General features: G+C 44.2%; 18 protein-coding genes, 1 tRNA gene and 3 pseudogenes. 10 read left to right on the top strand and 12 right to left on the bottom strand.

Translation table 11 applies throughout. From position 1 onward, the window contains the following. The 3 genes from JCM11217_RS14845 to JCM11217_RS14835 form a co-directional block, all read right to left on the bottom strand. Positions 1–147: a hypothetical protein gene (locus tag JCM11217_RS14845; RefSeq protein ID WP_243678642.1), complete on the bottom strand. Its 147-nt coding sequence runs from the start codon at positions 145–147 to the stop codon at positions 1–3. Between the two features lie 38 nt (positions 148–185). Continuing rightward, a complete protein-coding gene (locus tag JCM11217_RS14840; protein WP_243678641.1) occupies positions 186–326 on the bottom strand; it encodes a hypothetical protein in 141 nt (46 codons plus the stop codon). A 154-nt stretch (positions 327–480) separates the two neighbouring features. After that, positions 481–636 (bottom strand): hypothetical protein, encoded by a 156-nt coding sequence (locus JCM11217_RS14835; protein WP_243678640.1) that lies wholly within the window; start codon positions 634–636, stop codon positions 481–483. Between the two features lie 183 nt (positions 637–819). Between JCM11217_RS14835 and JCM11217_RS06950 the strand changes: the two genes are divergently transcribed. The 3 genes from JCM11217_RS06950 to JCM11217_RS14830 all read left to right on the top strand — a co-directional run bounded on the left by JCM11217_RS06950 (position 820) and on the right by JCM11217_RS14830 (position 2,199). Continuing rightward, a tRNA-Leu gene (locus JCM11217_RS06950) sits at positions 820–909 on the top strand. Between the two features lie 160 nt (positions 910–1,069). Continuing rightward, positions 1,070–1,894, top strand: coding sequence for a hypothetical protein (locus JCM11217_RS06945; protein WP_054842463.1), 825 nt, complete (start codon positions 1,070–1,072; stop codon positions 1,892–1,894). A 167-nt stretch (positions 1,895–2,061) separates the two neighbouring features. Then, positions 2,062–2,199, top strand: coding sequence for a hypothetical protein (locus tag JCM11217_RS14830; protein ID WP_243678639.1), 138 nt, complete (start codon positions 2,062–2,064; stop codon positions 2,197–2,199). Between the two features lie 20 nt (positions 2,200–2,219). Here JCM11217_RS14830 and JCM11217_RS14825 read toward each other — a convergent pair whose 3' ends face one another. The 4 genes and pseudogenes from JCM11217_RS14825 to argF form a co-directional block, all read right to left on the bottom strand. After that, positions 2,220–2,582, bottom strand: a complete 363-nt coding sequence (locus JCM11217_RS14825) for a hypothetical protein (protein ID WP_243678638.1) — start codon at positions 2,580–2,582, stop codon at positions 2,220–2,222. After that, entirely contained in the window at positions 2,583–3,662 is a 1,080-nt protein-coding gene (locus tag JCM11217_RS06935) for a hypothetical protein (protein ID WP_054842462.1), read from the bottom strand. Continuing rightward, positions 3,623–4,519 (bottom strand): S16 family serine protease, encoded by an 897-nt coding sequence (locus tag JCM11217_RS06930; protein WP_054842461.1) that lies wholly within the window; start codon positions 4,517–4,519, stop codon positions 3,623–3,625. Before JCM11217_RS06930 ends, JCM11217_RS06935 begins: the two co-directional genes overlap by 40 nt. 82 nt (positions 4,520–4,601) lie before the next feature. Then, positions 4,602–5,506: pseudogene (gene argF, locus JCM11217_RS06925) on the bottom strand (ornithine carbamoyltransferase). Between the two features lie 124 nt (positions 5,507–5,630). Between argF and JCM11217_RS06920 the strand changes: the two are divergent. Together JCM11217_RS06920 and moaA are read left to right on the top strand one after the other, a co-directional pair. Beyond that, complete coding sequence (locus tag JCM11217_RS06920) at positions 5,631–6,743, top strand: DNA topoisomerase IV subunit A (RefSeq protein ID WP_243678637.1); 1,113 nt, start codon at positions 5,631–5,633, stop codon at positions 6,741–6,743. Between the two features lie 56 nt (positions 6,744–6,799). Further along, a pseudogene (moaA, locus tag JCM11217_RS06915) lies at positions 6,800–7,773 on the top strand (GTP 3',8-cyclase MoaA). Here moaA and JCM11217_RS06910 read toward each other — a convergent pair. The 3 genes and pseudogenes from JCM11217_RS06910 to JCM11217_RS06900 all read right to left on the bottom strand — a co-directional run bounded on the left by JCM11217_RS06910 (position 7,742) and on the right by JCM11217_RS06900 (position 9,467). Then, positions 7,742–8,095 (bottom strand): hypothetical protein, encoded by a 354-nt coding sequence (locus tag JCM11217_RS06910; protein ID WP_243678636.1) that lies wholly within the window; start codon positions 8,093–8,095, stop codon positions 7,742–7,744. The pseudogene moaA and the gene JCM11217_RS06910 sit on opposite strands and share 32 nt — an antisense overlap. Then, on the bottom strand, positions 8,095–8,610 hold the full coding sequence (locus JCM11217_RS06905) for a hypothetical protein (protein ID WP_054842459.1): 516 nt from the start codon (positions 8,608–8,610) through the stop codon (positions 8,095–8,097). Before JCM11217_RS06905 ends, JCM11217_RS06910 begins: the two co-directional genes overlap by 1 nt. Before the next feature lie 34 nt (positions 8,611–8,644). Continuing rightward, positions 8,645–9,467, bottom strand: a pseudogene (locus JCM11217_RS06900) (NAD+ synthase). Between the two features lie 287 nt (positions 9,468–9,754). Between JCM11217_RS06900 and JCM11217_RS06895 the strand changes: the two are divergent. After that, the gene (locus tag JCM11217_RS06895; RefSeq protein ID WP_243678635.1) at positions 9,755–10,510 is read left to right on the top strand and encodes a carbon-nitrogen hydrolase family protein; all 756 of its coding nucleotides are present in this window, start codon (positions 9,755–9,757) and stop codon (positions 10,508–10,510) included. A 68-nt stretch (positions 10,511–10,578) separates the two neighbouring features. On the opposite strand, the gene JCM11217_RS06890 is transcribed toward JCM11217_RS06895, so the two are convergent. Then, the gene (locus JCM11217_RS06890) at positions 10,579–11,832 is read right to left on the bottom strand and encodes an NADP-dependent isocitrate dehydrogenase (protein ID WP_054842458.1); all 1,254 of its coding nucleotides are present in this window, start codon (positions 11,830–11,832) and stop codon (positions 10,579–10,581) included. Between the two features lie 54 nt (positions 11,833–11,886). On the opposite strand from JCM11217_RS06890, the gene JCM11217_RS14820 reads away from it, so the two are divergent. Continuing rightward, positions 11,887–12,360, top strand: a complete 474-nt coding sequence (locus JCM11217_RS14820; protein ID WP_243678634.1) for an SAM-dependent methyltransferase — start codon at positions 11,887–11,889, stop codon at positions 12,358–12,360. Continuing rightward, positions 12,357–12,725 carry a hypothetical protein gene (locus tag JCM11217_RS14815; RefSeq protein WP_243678633.1) on the top strand — a complete coding sequence of 123 codons (369 nt, stop codon included), beginning with the start codon at positions 12,357–12,359 and terminating at the stop codon, positions 12,723–12,725. The genes JCM11217_RS14820 and JCM11217_RS14815 overlap by 4 nt, the downstream gene beginning before the upstream one ends. Positions 12,726–12,732: 7 nt before the next feature. On the opposite strand, the gene JCM11217_RS06880 is transcribed toward JCM11217_RS14815, so the two are convergent. Beyond that, positions 12,733–12,987 (bottom strand): DUF504 domain-containing protein, encoded by a 255-nt coding sequence (locus JCM11217_RS06880; protein ID WP_243678632.1) that lies wholly within the window; start codon positions 12,985–12,987, stop codon positions 12,733–12,735. A gap of 189 nt (positions 12,988–13,176) precedes the next feature. On the opposite strand from JCM11217_RS06880, the gene JCM11217_RS06875 reads away from it, so the two are divergent. After that, complete coding sequence (locus JCM11217_RS06875; protein ID WP_243678631.1) at positions 13,177–14,127, top strand: D-glycerate dehydrogenase; 951 nt, start codon at positions 13,177–13,179, stop codon at positions 14,125–14,127. A 55-nt stretch (positions 14,128–14,182) separates the two neighbouring features. Further along, positions 14,183–14,779, top strand: a complete 597-nt coding sequence (locus JCM11217_RS06870) for a CoA pyrophosphatase (RefSeq protein WP_054842456.1) — start codon at positions 14,183–14,185, stop codon at positions 14,777–14,779. The last annotated feature ends 6 nt before the right edge of the window (positions 14,780–14,785 follow it).

The following is a 14,785-nucleotide window of genomic DNA, read 5'->3' as shown; positions in this document are numbered from 1 at the left end:
CTAAGTCATCGCCAAGACAGATCCGTAAATAGCCTCCTCACTCATCGTTAAATTACCAAACTCATCAACAGTGCTACCCCTAATTAACCCAACCCTAGGCTTTGGGCAGTCATAAAGTAGGTACTCATCACCATTAATATTAACCAATTCAACCCTGCACGTCCTCCTTTCCCTAGCAAGATCATTTAAGTAAATACCATCCTCCTAGGGTCAAGGAATGTCCCAAGGCCAACCTTAGTAATTGTTGGTAAGCCGGAGGCTACACTCCTAAACCACCTAGTCGCAACGCCAATGGGGGAATGAGTAAGCCTCAACCCTATTCTCAATAACTAACCTCTGAAGTGATGGGGCTACGCCGAAGACGTAATCATGAAACCCCCCCTAATGAAACCAAAGTCGTTATCCTTAATCATACGCTCAGCAATTAAGTCGAGAGCACGTCCCTTAGCCGCAGGCAGTGAATCAGTGACTATAAACAAATCACGTGGATGCCCGTCTCCCTATACCTATCGTAAAGCCTAATGAGCAGGTACTCAGGGGGGTTATCGCCATGTTAAAGCCAGAAACTGCGATAACATCACCATCCTTAATAACGTCTAATGCCACATCAACATCAACAACCTTGTCCGTAACCAAGTAGTTATGAATCCTCGAAATTTATATCTTTATAAAAATGCATTTTTGCCTAATCCGTTGACAAACTATACCTGAACAAGAATCTATGAAAATAAATAAATGAACATAACCACGAAAGCGCGGCTAATAAATCGAAGATCGAAACAAAAAAGTTAAAAAGACCGTGAAAAATAAATTATTCCTGCGGGGGTGCCCGAGCCTGGTCAAAGGGGGCGGACTCAAGATCCGCTGGCGAAGGCCTGCGTGGGTTCGAATCCCACCCCCCCCGCACCAGAAGTTGAATTCTTTATGATTATTGTATGATTACGTATTACTGTACGATTGTGTTATTATTTTTATCTTTTGACTTTTATCTAAGGAGTATGGTTTTTAATAATATTTCAACTTTGATCTATAATGTAATGCTTAAAAAGTTCTCAAAGAATGATGTTCGATGCCTGGTCTCATACTTCAAACGACTACTTCAATATCCAGTGCTTTGTCTAGTATGTTAAGTGAGTTGATACTTGCTATACCGTCGATAATACTCTTCATAATAATAGCGTTGATAGGCTATGCAATAGCGGTCGTTGTGGCTAAGGTCATTAAGAGGCTTTTGCCTGCCTTGATTAAACAGGCTGGTTTAAGCCCTGAGATTGTTGGTATTATTGCTGGTGCTGTTGAGGCCTTCATAATTTTGATAGCGCTTGCCATAGCCTTCTCAGTGTTAAGTCTTGGGCCTGCCACAGTTTGGGTTGCTATGATCGCTAAGTACCTACCATCGCTTGCCGGTGCCATTATACTGCTGACGCTGGGCTTATTACTCGTTGATGTATTAGTTGACTACATGCAGAAGAAGATGGGCACTACAGATGAGTTACTTGCAACGGTAATCAATGTACTTAGGTTCGGTCTTTATGCGGTGATAATAACGATAGCGGCTAACCTAGCCATCTTCTATTGGATACCCAACATAAGCCCGTACCTATTCTACGACATAATAATAGCATCAATAATCCTACTATTTAGCTTCAGCATTGTTAATAAGGCGATCAACGACATTAGTAAGGAACACCCAGAGATGAAGACAGTACTCGGTTACGCAAGGCTAATACTCTACGCAATATTCATACTGGTCACAGTCGCAATAATAGTGCAGCCCTTCGCCAATATAACGCAGATAATATACGCCATGTCATGGGGGGGCTTGGCAATAGCCTTTGGCATAATAGTAATACCACTAATCTACGCACTCGCTAAGAGAATAGTACAGACCTAATGATCAAGAGCAAAAATCGCTGTTTCGCATTAAAATCAATTTTATTATCTTCAAAAGCATTTATGTGGCTGTTCTGGGTCGTTTATCCTTGGTAATACGCCAATCTTCTCCTGGAGCTTCATGTATATTTTTATCCAATCAATTTTGAATATTACGAAGCGAGTACCGTGAATATTATCGCCATGATTACCTGGAATATTGTTAAGCCCATGCTTGGTTTAAGGGCTTCGTATATTGATGAGAAGAGGAGAAGCTCAATCGGTATTTCGACGGAGCTCTTTATTAATTTGCCAATTAGTATGTAGGCGTTTAACTTTAGGGGGATTTATTGACGCCGCCCCCCCGTTCCTATGTATACATAGTCGTCAAGGGGTAGCCCAGGTAATGCCGCCAGTACTATTACTAATATCCACAGCGGTGCATTATTAGACAACAGCATTATTAATTTCACGGCGCTCGTCCTCCTGAGGGGTCTTTTCAGTGCATAGCCTAAGGCGTATGATACGTTCTTAGAAATTGATGCTCCAAGAGCCGTTATAATGATTACTAGGGCTACGTACTGAATAGATGGCTTAATGCTTAGTAACGTTAGTGATGCGTACACCGTATATGCTTCGCCAAAGAATGGCAGTGCATTGGCTATGAAGCTTATGAAGAAGTCCATTATTAATATTGCTATGATGTTCATTTAATCAAGCTTGGATGAGGTTGTTTTTAGGCTTTTTATTGAGAATATGGCGATCCCCCCCACGGCGAGTGCAACTAACGCGATACCCACCGCTAGGGGGGGTGCTGCGTTATAACTGGCTAATTGATTATAGGGTGCATTCAATACTGCATTTACGGTATTATTTACATTTATTGGCACAATACTTGATACTGCAAATGTGGCGCTGCACGAGTTTGTTGATGAGGCTAATTCATAAAGGGCCTGTGAGTATGAGGCCGCCAATTCATAGAGTTGAAGTGCAGCTGCTAAGTCGTTTATGTTACCGGTTGAGTTATACCTAGCCAGGTAATAATTACCGAAGTCTATATATGATATTGCTAGCATTGGGAATAGATTGCAATTGTTCTCCGCCTCATACGTGTTGAATACTGCTAACTTCCTCACGTAATCCGTAATATTAACTAGGTACTGAGTGTTTACCTGCCCATTTATTATTGGTGTAAATAGTAAGTGCAGCATCGCATCATTGCTCGAGATGACATCGAGGCTTTGCGCAAGTGCCAATGGGTAAAGGCCGTTTTGGTAATTATTCTGAGCCTCCTGAACCTCCTGCGTCACCGAGTTCATACTCTGAACGAAGCTTGAAGCACCCACGGCATTTGATAGGGAGAGCGTGTACTCAGTTATTGACTGTGCATACACCAGGTACATACTCGTTAATTCCTCAAGGTACTCCTTCGATATTGGCGCCCCACCCTTTATAGCATTTAGTACCGCTAGCCAATCACCTAGAGTCTCTATCCTAGCCTTTGCATAGGCGAGGTTGCTTATTGCGTCGCTTATGTCATTACTCGCCAGGTCCTGCGATGCAGCGCTTAGTGATTGTTGAGCGTCAAAGATCCTATCGTAAATACCAATTACTATGTCGATATTGGCGGTTGTCACGTTATAATGCTGTAATGCATTTTCGTAGTACTGCAACTCATTATTTAATTGATTGAGTAAGTTCTCCAATTGTGGGGCCGTATAGTTCTGCATTTCATCCTGGTAATAATTGATTAGTCCCTGGAATCCAAGGCTTGCGGCTGTGTAATACATGCCTGATTAGCGTAGTTTATTGCCTCATTAATGTACCTAGAAACGTTGGGGGGGTCTGTGGAGTTTATTGCACCAGTACTCACTATCCTACTGTATATCCTCATCCATAGGAATTTCGTAACGTTAACGTACGCGGAGGTCTTAAGCGCCTGCGGTGGTATTGCTGGTATTGACATGTTCACGCCAGTGAAGTAGTAAATAGCTTGCCTAACACTCATCACAGGTATTACATCAATACCGAGGCTTCTCCCATAACTTATTAGATTAATTACCTGCCCAGTGCTGGTCTGGTATATTTGTTGTCCATAGGGTATTAACACTACTTCATAACCTTCCTGGGCAGCCGCCTTAATCTTGGCGGGTAAGCCACCAACGGGGGGGCCTATTGAGCCGTCTGGCAATATCATCCCTGTCATCACAACATCGGGATTTAACGTGTGATTCGTTATTAATGCCCACATTGCTACTGTCATATAACCGCTTGCTGATGGACCACCTATCTCGAGGGTTGTCGGCTCAACATTTATTAGGAAATCATACTTATTAAATGGTTGGTTTGCGAGGTAAGTGGCGACTAGCGCCGCTATTTGGGATGATGATAGGAACGTACCACTCTCAGCAGTTGGTAGTGGGCTTGATGCTACGTATACGTAGCCTGAGCCTGGTCTCATGGCCGTTATTGTTATGTTAATTACGGCGCCACTATCATTCGATGAAACCGCCAGCGCATGTATTGTCATTGACCTAACATACGTAATCACTTGTTGCCATCCACCCGCTAATGCAAATGTGCTTAGTGCTAAGGTTAATATTATCAATGCTGCAATGCCTAGTAATTTATTATACCCCCCCGTCATACAAGGTGGTGGCGGTTCCTTAATTAATAAAACTTACACACTCTGCAACATTTAATTTGAGGTGGGGGGGCATGGTAAATTATTACGCCAATAATGATATTAACACTGCCTTAGCCGTGTGCAACCTATTCTCCGCCTGATCCCAGACTATGCTTTGTGGTCCATCAATGACATCGTCAGTCACCTCCTCACCCCCTATGCAGGTAGGCAGTGCATGAATACTGCCTGAGGACCCGCCTTTCTCATTAACTCGGCATTAACTTGGTACGGCCTAAATACCTTCCGCCTCTCCTCGGCCTCAGCCTCCATACCCATGCTAACCCAGACATCTGTATAAACAGCATCCACGCCCCTGACATCCTCAATATTATCACTAATTATTATATTCGCCCCCCCAGTCCTCCTCGCATCCTCAGTGAGTGATTCAGCAAATTTACTTGGCCAGTACTTCCTCGGTGATATTATCCTGACCTCCCAACCAAGCTTAGCCCCCCCTATGATCATTAATGAGTGCGCCATGTTGTTATCACCATCACCAACGAATGCCAACTTAATGCCATCAAGCCTGCCCTTAACCTCCCATAGAGTTAATGCGTCAGCCAATACCTGTAGTGGGTGTTCCTTATCACTCAACGCATTTATTACGGGCACGACCGCGTACTTAGCCATTTCAATCAATGACTCGTGTTTATACACCCTGGCTGCAATGGCGTCCACGAACCTATCCACAACCCTGGCGGTATCAGCGATGGTCTCACCACGGCCCAGCTGAAGCTCCTGCGGGTTTGAGTAAATTACATGCATTCCCAATTGCGTCGCCGCCACGTCAAGGCTCACCCTAGTCCTCGTACTCGGCTTCTCAAATATCATGAGCAGTGTCTTACCCCCCCTCAGTATGTCATTATACCGCTCACCCTGGTAATACCGGGACTTTAAGTCCCTGGATAGGCTTAATAGGTATTTTATCTCATCTGTTGTGTAGTCCATGAGCGTTATGAAGTCCCTACCCCTGAGTGACTTTACGTTAGTCACGTAATTAACTACAGGGTTGGAGTATTAAAGCATGACCTCACGGCGTTAAGTTTTTATAGTGAGCGCTCTGTCATGAGCCGTGGCTAAGAACAGAGATGAGGTACTTAAGGTTCTTGAGGATTGGGGAAGTTCCATAACAAACATGATACTCAATAATGAGGAACCAATTCTCGAAATACCATCGAGAACCCTCAGCAACACTATTTGGGACCCAAAGAAGAAGATGCTGGTACTCGGCCCTGAGAAACTGAGGAGGAAGTTCCTCGATCTCAAGGAGTCCAAGAGATTCATGCAGACAATGCTAATGCTTAGGCTAATAGTTCAAGCGATTAGGGAGGGTGTTTACCCAACGATAAGGGACCTATATTACAATGGTAAACACACCATGGAGTTTAAGGCTGATATAATAAATAAGGTCATTAGGGAGAACACATGGGATGAGCAGTCAGAGTCCAACGCTGTCATTGAGGATATCGAGGTGGCCACCGGAATCCTCAGGGAGGAGATGGGACTTTCGGCTGATGTTAAGGGTAAGGTCGTGGGGGGGCCAATAATCGTTAGGTCAAAGGGCTTTGAGATAGATGCAACGAAGCTTGGCGATACTGCACTGAGCCTTCCGCCGAATCCTGATGATCTCGAAATCGTTAAGGTTGAGGCTAATTACGTGCTCGTTATTGAGAAAGACGCAATATTCCAGAGGCTCAATAGGGAGGGTTTCTGGAATAAGGAGAGTTGCTTGTTGGTAACTGCGAAGGGCATGCCGGATAGGGCAACGAGGAGGTTTGTCAGGAGGCTTAATGAGGAGTATGGATTGCCAGTCTACGTATTGACTGACGGTGATCCATATGGGTGGTACATATACAGCGTCTATAAGAGCGGTTCGATAAAGCTCAGTTATGAGAGTGATAGATTGGCAACTCCTGAGGCCAAGTTCGTGGGCGTCACCGCGACGGACATACGTGCTTACAAGATTAGTGATGAGTACGTGATAAAGGCTACGGATAGGGATTTGAAGAGAGCCCAGGAATTGCTTAGGTATCCCTGGTTCCAGAGTGATCACTGGAAGAAGGAGATTGAGCTCTTCCTGAGGACTAAGAAGAAGGTTGAGATTGAGGCATTATCAACCCACGGCCTTAAGTTCCTCCATGATTACCTCACCGATAAGATTCATGGTAATAAATTCATTGATTAATCATAATTAATGCAGGAATAATGATTTTAAATGCGCAATTAGGCTATGTCATCATAATGCTAATTGATAATTATGGGAGACCCTGGTTAAAGCTTAGGATCGTGGTCAACAGCGTATGTAATTACAGATGCATCTTTTGTCACTTTGAGGGGCAGGGTAAGTTTTTGAGTAGGGAGTTAAGTGCCGAGGACATTGGTTTTGTGGCCTCTGTGGCTAAGGAATTGGGTGTTGATGATTTTAAGATAACAGGTGGTGAGCCATTGTTACGTAGAGATATTGTCAAGGTTGTGGATGAAATAAATAAGGTTGATCCTAAGGACCTCTCATTAACAACTAATGGTTATTTACTTGATGTTTATGCTGAGGAGTTACTTAATCATGGGTTACGTAGATTAAACATATCTCTTCATTCATTAGATCGTAGGAAGTATAAGTTCATAACTGGAGTTGATGCCTTAGATAAGGTTCTTGAGAATATTGACTATGTGAGTGGGCTGGGTTTTAAGCAAATAAAGCTGAACGTGGTTGTGCTAAGGGGGCTTAACACGGACGAGATACCAATGATGATAAGGTTTGCCGCTAAGTACGGCTTCGTTCTTCAGCTAATAGAGTTGATGCCCATGGGTGATGGCTTCCCCCCCGTATTTGCCAGATACTACGATGACTTAAGCGACATAATTAATTGGTTGAATAAGCACGGCAAGTTACTGGGGACGAGGAAGGATCTCCATAATAGGCCCATTTACGAGGTTGATGGAGTTAAGGTTGAGATAGTTAAGAACTATAACAATCCAACATTCTGTGCAGGTTGCACCACAATGAGGCTGACAAGTGATGGTAGGTTAAAGACCTGCTATATAAGGAGCCCGTTGTTGACCTATGGCCGTACATAAAGGCGAGGGATAGAGAGGGCTTGATGAAGGCTATGATATACGCAAACTCATTAAGAAAGCCTAATTTCGTAGAGGGCGCATCTGGTGACTTAAGTAGGATAAAGATTAAGGTGCGTGTTGGGAATCTTGTTTATTGATATTACGTCTTATTACATATTTAATGCCTTTATAATTACTTATGAGGGTTACCGTTATTTCAATTGGATTTAGAGTCCTTACGAACTCATTTACTAACTCGTTAATTAGGTCCTCGTGATAAATAACCCTGTCTTTAAATCCATCTAAATACTCCCTGAGGCTGTTCAATTCTATATAGATACAACCACCATCATTGCATGCTGGCTTATACTCCACCTCAATGACGTAATTATCAATGCTACGATCCACTGGGCATATTGCTGAAAAGGATGTCTCAAGATGCACATAATCAACAGGTCCCGCCTTTATCGTCCTCATCATTAAATGGACATAGCATTTTCAATGTTTATACATATTAACCTCTCATTACACAACTTCCTAATTACCGCCCTTAATTTATCTAATTCACTCTCATTAATCCACACCTTAACAATCTCCCTATCACCAGAAATGAAGGTTACGGACCAGGTGTTGAGTCTTGGTATTGAGGATATCGGTATTAGCCTCATGTTGATGACTCTAACGGTATTAATCACGGGCCTTACCCTAACCCTGGTTATCTCGTATATTGGTAATTCAATTCTCTCAGAACCTCTTAATGCGATGAATTTATCAGGGTACATGATAACCTCATTCCTCTTAATAACCCTCTTAGCGGCAATCATTATTAGTGCTATAAATATTGGTGGTAGTGATGTGAACGCTGCGTCAATAATTGACTGCGTTAATACATAAATCACTACGGCGCCTATGAGCATTAGCGTTATCACAACGCCCGCGTATAAATTAATGATGTATGCCGGATCCTCAATAACATGCCATAATGGTTTACTCATTTTTAAGTAATGATTGACCTAGAATTATTAAGGCTTATTCCATGAACTCGCTCACCCCGGTCTTATTCACGGGCATTCTCCAGTCGATACCTAAGGTCCTCATGGAAATCCTAGGCACTATTGGCGGTTTTCTCTTGTGCTCGGTATTCAATACCCTACGCCACACGGTCTGCACAAGCTCAATGGGCTTACCCGTGGCCTCAGCCGCCTGCTCAACGCTCATCCTATAGTCAACGAGTGCGTGTAGAATCACATCAACATCCTCATACTTAACGCCGAGCTCACCCTCAGCTGTTTGACCCTCCCAGAGCCTTGGACTTGACGGCTTAAAGGCTATGTTATCGGGTAAACCGAGGTATCTGCCCAGGTACCTGACTTGGGTCTTGTAGAGGTCGCCTATTGGTAATATGTCAACGCCGCCATCGCCATACTTTGTGAAGTACCCAATCAATAACTCGCTCTTATCTCCGGTTCCTGCCACAACCTTATTGAACCTATTTGCGAAGTAATAGAGTAGTGTCATTCTAATCCTTGGGAGGAGATTACCAACGGCTATCTTATCGCCCTCATCAAACTCAGGTATTGACTCAGCAAAGGCATTTCTAATCCTACCAATATCTATGTAGTAGTACTTGATGCCCAGGGTCTCCGCAACATACTTAGCATCCCTAATGTCCTCAGGGGGGCGTGGTCTTATACGGCAGTATTAAACCAATGACGCTATCCCTACCCAAGGCTTTAACGAGTAGGTATGCCGTAACACTGGAGTCAACACCACCACTAAGCCCAATGACCGCGCCTGTTGCTCCCGCATCCTTAACATACGACCTAATAAAGTCTACGATTCTCTGAGTCACGTATTCATAATCAATACGTATTAGGTTCTCAAGGGTTATCTTAGGCACATGTAACTGATAATCACGGACTTTTAATGCTTACTCATTTGCAAAATGGAGTTTGTATTTTTAATTCCCCACATGCGCCATTAATTAATGCTTAGAATACACCTGCTGCAATACAGTAGCAAACTTGGCGATGTGGAATTCAACCTAAATAGGCTGATTAAGGCGATGGATACGCTCTGCGTGGGCGATGGGGGGGCCGACCTAATAGTAACCCCCCCGAGCTTTACCTACCAGGCTATATGTCTAAGGACTTGTTCTTTCAAATTGCTGAGCCAATAAGTGGTAGGACTATTACGAGACTCGTAATGGAAGCCAGGAGGAGGAATTGCCACGTTATAGTTGGATTTGCAGAGAGAAATGAGGATACTCACGTACTTTATAACACGGCGGTTGCCGTGGGGCCTGATGGGGTATTAGCCGTTTATAGGAAGAGACACTTACCATCATATGGCGTTTTTGATGAGTATAGGTACTTCGGTATTGGCAAGGGCGATATACCGGTAATTAACATTAACGGTCATAAGGTAGGTATCGCAATATGCTATGATGCATTCTATCCAGAGGTTTCGAGGACCATGATGCTGAAGGGCGCCGAGGTGCATGTATACATAAGCGCAGCACCGGATATGTCGAGACTTCACTTCGAGACATTCATGGTGGCGAGGGCCCTTGAAAACGTGGCATACACCGTTTATGTAAACACTGTGGGGGGGCAGTATGATGGGCTTGGGTTCTTCGGAGGCAGTCACGTGGTTAACCCACTGGGTAACGTGCTCATCAAGGCTAGGTATTATGAGGAGGATGTTAAGACCGTGGAGATTGACCCAAGCGACATTATTAATTATAGGAGCCATAGGCCAATACTTAAGGACCTCGACCCAAGCGATGTCGACCTCGTGGTTAAGGCACTTAATGAGTATGTAAATCCGAAGCCGCCCATCATTAAACCTAGGGAAAAGGAAACGCAGCAATTGGCAATTGCCGATAATCGGTAATTTTAAAGTTAAAATTAAAGTTAAATTAATGATAAATTGAATTTTAATTAATCACAGCATTGAGTTTATCATTTCAATTGATCAATTATCTCTATTAATGCATCACCAAACTCCTTAGTACCCAGTGGTTGAACACCCATGTACCTGGCTAGGTCCTGCGTGACCTTCTTCTGGTTAATGGCCTCGGTTATCGCCCTATCAATTAGGTCGGCAGCCTCTCTCCAGCCCATGAACCTGAGCATTAATTCCCCCCCAGCCCTAATTATACCCGTTGGGTTGGCCACGTTCTTACCGGCATACTTAGGTGCTGTGCCGTGTACGGCCTCAAACATACCGCCGGTATCACCGACATTTGCACCGCCGAGCACTCCAATATCGCCTATGAGGGCTCCGGCAGCATCGCTTATGTAATCACCGTTTAAGTTGGGTGCGAGTATTACATCGTAATTCTCAGGTCTCGTGATTATCTGCTGGAACATGTTGTCGGCTATCCTGTCGTTAACAAGTATCTTGCCTGGCGGTACCTTACCACCATAGAGCTTATTCACCTCCTCCTCAGTAACTATGTAGTCCCTGAACTCCTTAAGTGCGACCTCATAAGCCCACTCCCTGAAGGCGCCCTCCGTGTACTTCATTATGTTGCCCTTGTGCATTATCGTTACTGACCTCCTCTTATTCTCAATCGCGAATTTAAAGGCGAATCTTGCGACCCTCTGCGTCTTATACTTGCTAATTGGCTTAATGCCTATCCCAGTATCGTCCTCAAGATCTACTTTCAGCTCCTCCTTAAGGAACTTCCTCAACTTAGCCGCCTCAGGGCTATCCCAACTCCACTCAATACCCCCCCTGTACAGGTCATCGGTATTCTCCCTAATGATCACCATGTCAACCCTCTCAGGATGCTTAAGTGGTGATTCAAGACCTGGCATGTACTTAACTGGCCTAACATTGGCGTACGCGTCTAGGAGCATCCTAATGGCAACGTTTATTGACCTCCAGCCACCACCAATGGGAGTCTCTAACGGTCCCTTCAGAACAACCCTATACTTACTGATTAGGTTTATCGTCTCCTCAGGGAACCTATTACCATAAACCTTCTCAGCCTCCTCACCAGCATAAACCTTAACCCACTTAATCTCCCTTGAGCTTCCATAGGCCCTCTCAACGGCCTTATTAATCACCTTAATGGCCACATTCGTTATTTCAGGCCCTATTCCATCGCCCTCGATATAGAGTATTATTGGCTTATTTGGGACGTTCCATACACCACCCTGAACAACTATTGGTTCTCCATCCTCAGGTATCTTCACCCTTGAGGACATCTATACTTACGTAATTACTACGTTTTTAAATCTTTCAATAATCGAAGAATAACTGTGGGTAAGGAAACGCCAACGCTGTATATAGTAGGCCTTGGTTTAAGCCCTGGCAATATTACGGCCGAGGCGCTGGAGATTATTCGTTCAGTAGATGACGTATTCCTAGAGACATACACATCAAAGGGGGGGCCTGCCGAATTCATAAATCGCTTAAGGAGTATTAGAAGTGATTTTACCCAGGTTTCGAGGGAGGATTTGGAGAATAAAAGTGGTGAGGTGATAATGAGGAAGTTGGAGAATGGCCGTAACGCCGCCCTACTCGTCATCGGTGATCCAATGATAGCCACAACGCATGCGGCAATAGCCGTTATTGCCAGGAGACGAGGCTTTAACGTTAAGATTATTAACTCCGTAAGCATAGTTTGCGCGGTACTTAGCCAACTTGGCCTATCTCCATATAAGTTGGGTCCCGTGGCGACCATAACGTATCCAAGGATGGGCGTGCTAAGCATGAGGCATATGAGGTGTTGAGTGATAACCTCAGTCGTGGCCTTCACACAATACTGCTACTTGATATTAAGGATAATGGTGATTTCATGAGTGTTAATGAGGCCGTGGAGCTTCTCAAGAGGATGGAGAGTGCGAGTAAGATGGGTGTCATAAGCAGTGAGTTAATGGTTATTTACGCAGCCAGGATTGGTTGGGATAACCAAAGTATTAAGGTGTCAACTATAGACGATGTACCTGACATGGGCGATACACCGCACACAATTGTTATACCGGGCCAGCTTAATCCCGTGGAGGAGGATTACCTAGTTAATGTCTTAGGTGCTAATGAGGAGTTGGTGCGTAGACATGAAAGATTCATAGATAAAATGATTAAGAGGCCCTCATGAACTGTGATTAGTGCGGTACGTTTCTTCGGAATATAACAGTACCATCCTTATGCCTAATCTCCACAACCCTGTGGTAGGGTATGTACGTCTCCCTACCACTACTACTAATGTATGTAAACCCATCCCTACTGATTGAGGTGACCCTTGATAAGTCAACAACCTCCTCATTATTCGGTGAGCCCCTTGATATGAAAACAACCACGTAATTATTAATCTGGTTCGTCCACTTAAGCCTATTTAATATGTCCCTAATTGTTACCATGAATCCCATAATTCCCATTACGCTTGATTATTTAATACTGACTAATGATGAAGAAATCAACCTGAAAATATTAATTAATTAGTTATGTAGTTGCATTGCGATGGTTGGGCCGTGCATATTCGTGAGCAGGAGTAACATGCCCTCTATAATATACTCAGAGCTCAATAAATTGCCTGTGGAAATCAGGATGTGGAAGGAGACGGGGGGCCCATGTGGGGGGGTAGGCAAGCATCGCCACCAAGGGAGGTTTGGATTGACGTGTTTAAGAACTGCACGGGGGCCATAGTTACCCTGGGCGACATTATTGATAGGTCACTCATTAATGAGGCTGATAAACTATTCATAATTAGTACGTATAGTGTTGGCGTTGATCACATAGACGTTAAGGCAGCTACTGAAAAGGGGGGGATCTATGTAACGCACACACCTGAGGTCCTTGTTGAGGCCGTGGCTGACCTAGCCATGGGCCTATTAATAGCCCTCGCCCGTAAGATAGTGCTCGGCGATAAACTCATTAGGGAGGGTGGGATATACGATAAGTGGGGGGGTTGGCTTCTTGGTAGTGAGGTGCATGGCGCCACCCTGGGAATAATAGGGCTTGGCAATATAGGTACGGCACTCGCCAGGAGGGCTAAGGCCTTTGATATGAAGGTAATCTACTGGTCAAGGACTAGGAAGCCCCATATAGAGTTTGCCCTTGGCATTGAGTATAGGCCTTTAGAGTCCGTACTCACTGAGTCCGACTTTGTCGTAATAACGGTAGCCGCAACCCCCGAGACTAGGCACTTAATTAATGAGGAGCGGTTAAGGCTTATGAAGAAGACCGCATACCTAATAAACGTGGCTAGGGGTGACATTGTCGATACCAATGCGTTAGTAAAGGCACTTAAGGAGGGTTGGATAGCAGGTGCGGCATTGGATGTGTATGAGGAGGAACCATTACCAAGCACCCACGAGTTAACGAAGTTTGATAATGTCGTATTAACCCCCCCACACATAGGCTCCGCCACATACGAGACCAGGGAGAGGATGGCTGAGGTGGCCGTTAGAAACCTAATAAATGTACTAATGGGTAAGAGACCATTGTACCTGGCTAATCCTGAGGTTCTTTCAATTAGGCCTCTACAGGCCCTAATATGATCTATGATGAATAGTGCTTATTAATTGGGTATAAGTGATTAAGGTATAATGTATTATGGAGTCATATAATGTAGAGAAATTGAGAAGGATTGTGAAGAGTAATAGGCCAATACCGGATAATGAGCATCTATGGGCTGCTGTTGCCGTTATTTACAACCCATGCCTAAATGCATTTCTCATAGGCAAGAGAACGGAGAACCCTGAGGATCCCTGGAGCGGCGATGCCGCGTTTCCTGGTGGTAGGTTTAAGCCCGCTAGGGATGGTGATTTGGTGGAGACGGCGATTAGGGAGGCTAGGGAGGAGGTTGGTCTTGACCTCACGAAGAATGCGGAGCTGCTCGGTGTTTTAGATCCATTCTCACCAAGCAATGCACCAAATATTAATGTTGTTCCGGTGGTGTTTTCATTGAGGGATTGTAATCCTAAGTTAATGGTAAATAGGGCTGAGTTATCGAAGGTGCTTTGGCTAAATGTCAATGATGTTATGAAGTACGTTAAATTAAACGTCAGTATAAAGGGCAGGGTAAGGCCAGCGATAATTATAGGGGGGGATGTAACGATATGGGGGGGTATGACGTATAGAATACTACGTAAATTGTTAAGGGATGCCTTCAACATAGATCTGCCAAAGGATCCAAGGGATATTGAGTAAATAACG

The organism is Vulcanisaeta distributa JCM 11217 (assembly GCF_001316005.1).
GTDB classification, from domain to species: Archaea; Thermoproteota; Thermoprotei; order Thermoproteales; family Thermocladiaceae; genus Vulcanisaeta; species Vulcanisaeta distributa_B.
Note: the sequence above shows the minus strand (reverse complement) of the source record. Positions and strands in the feature narration are given on the sequence as shown.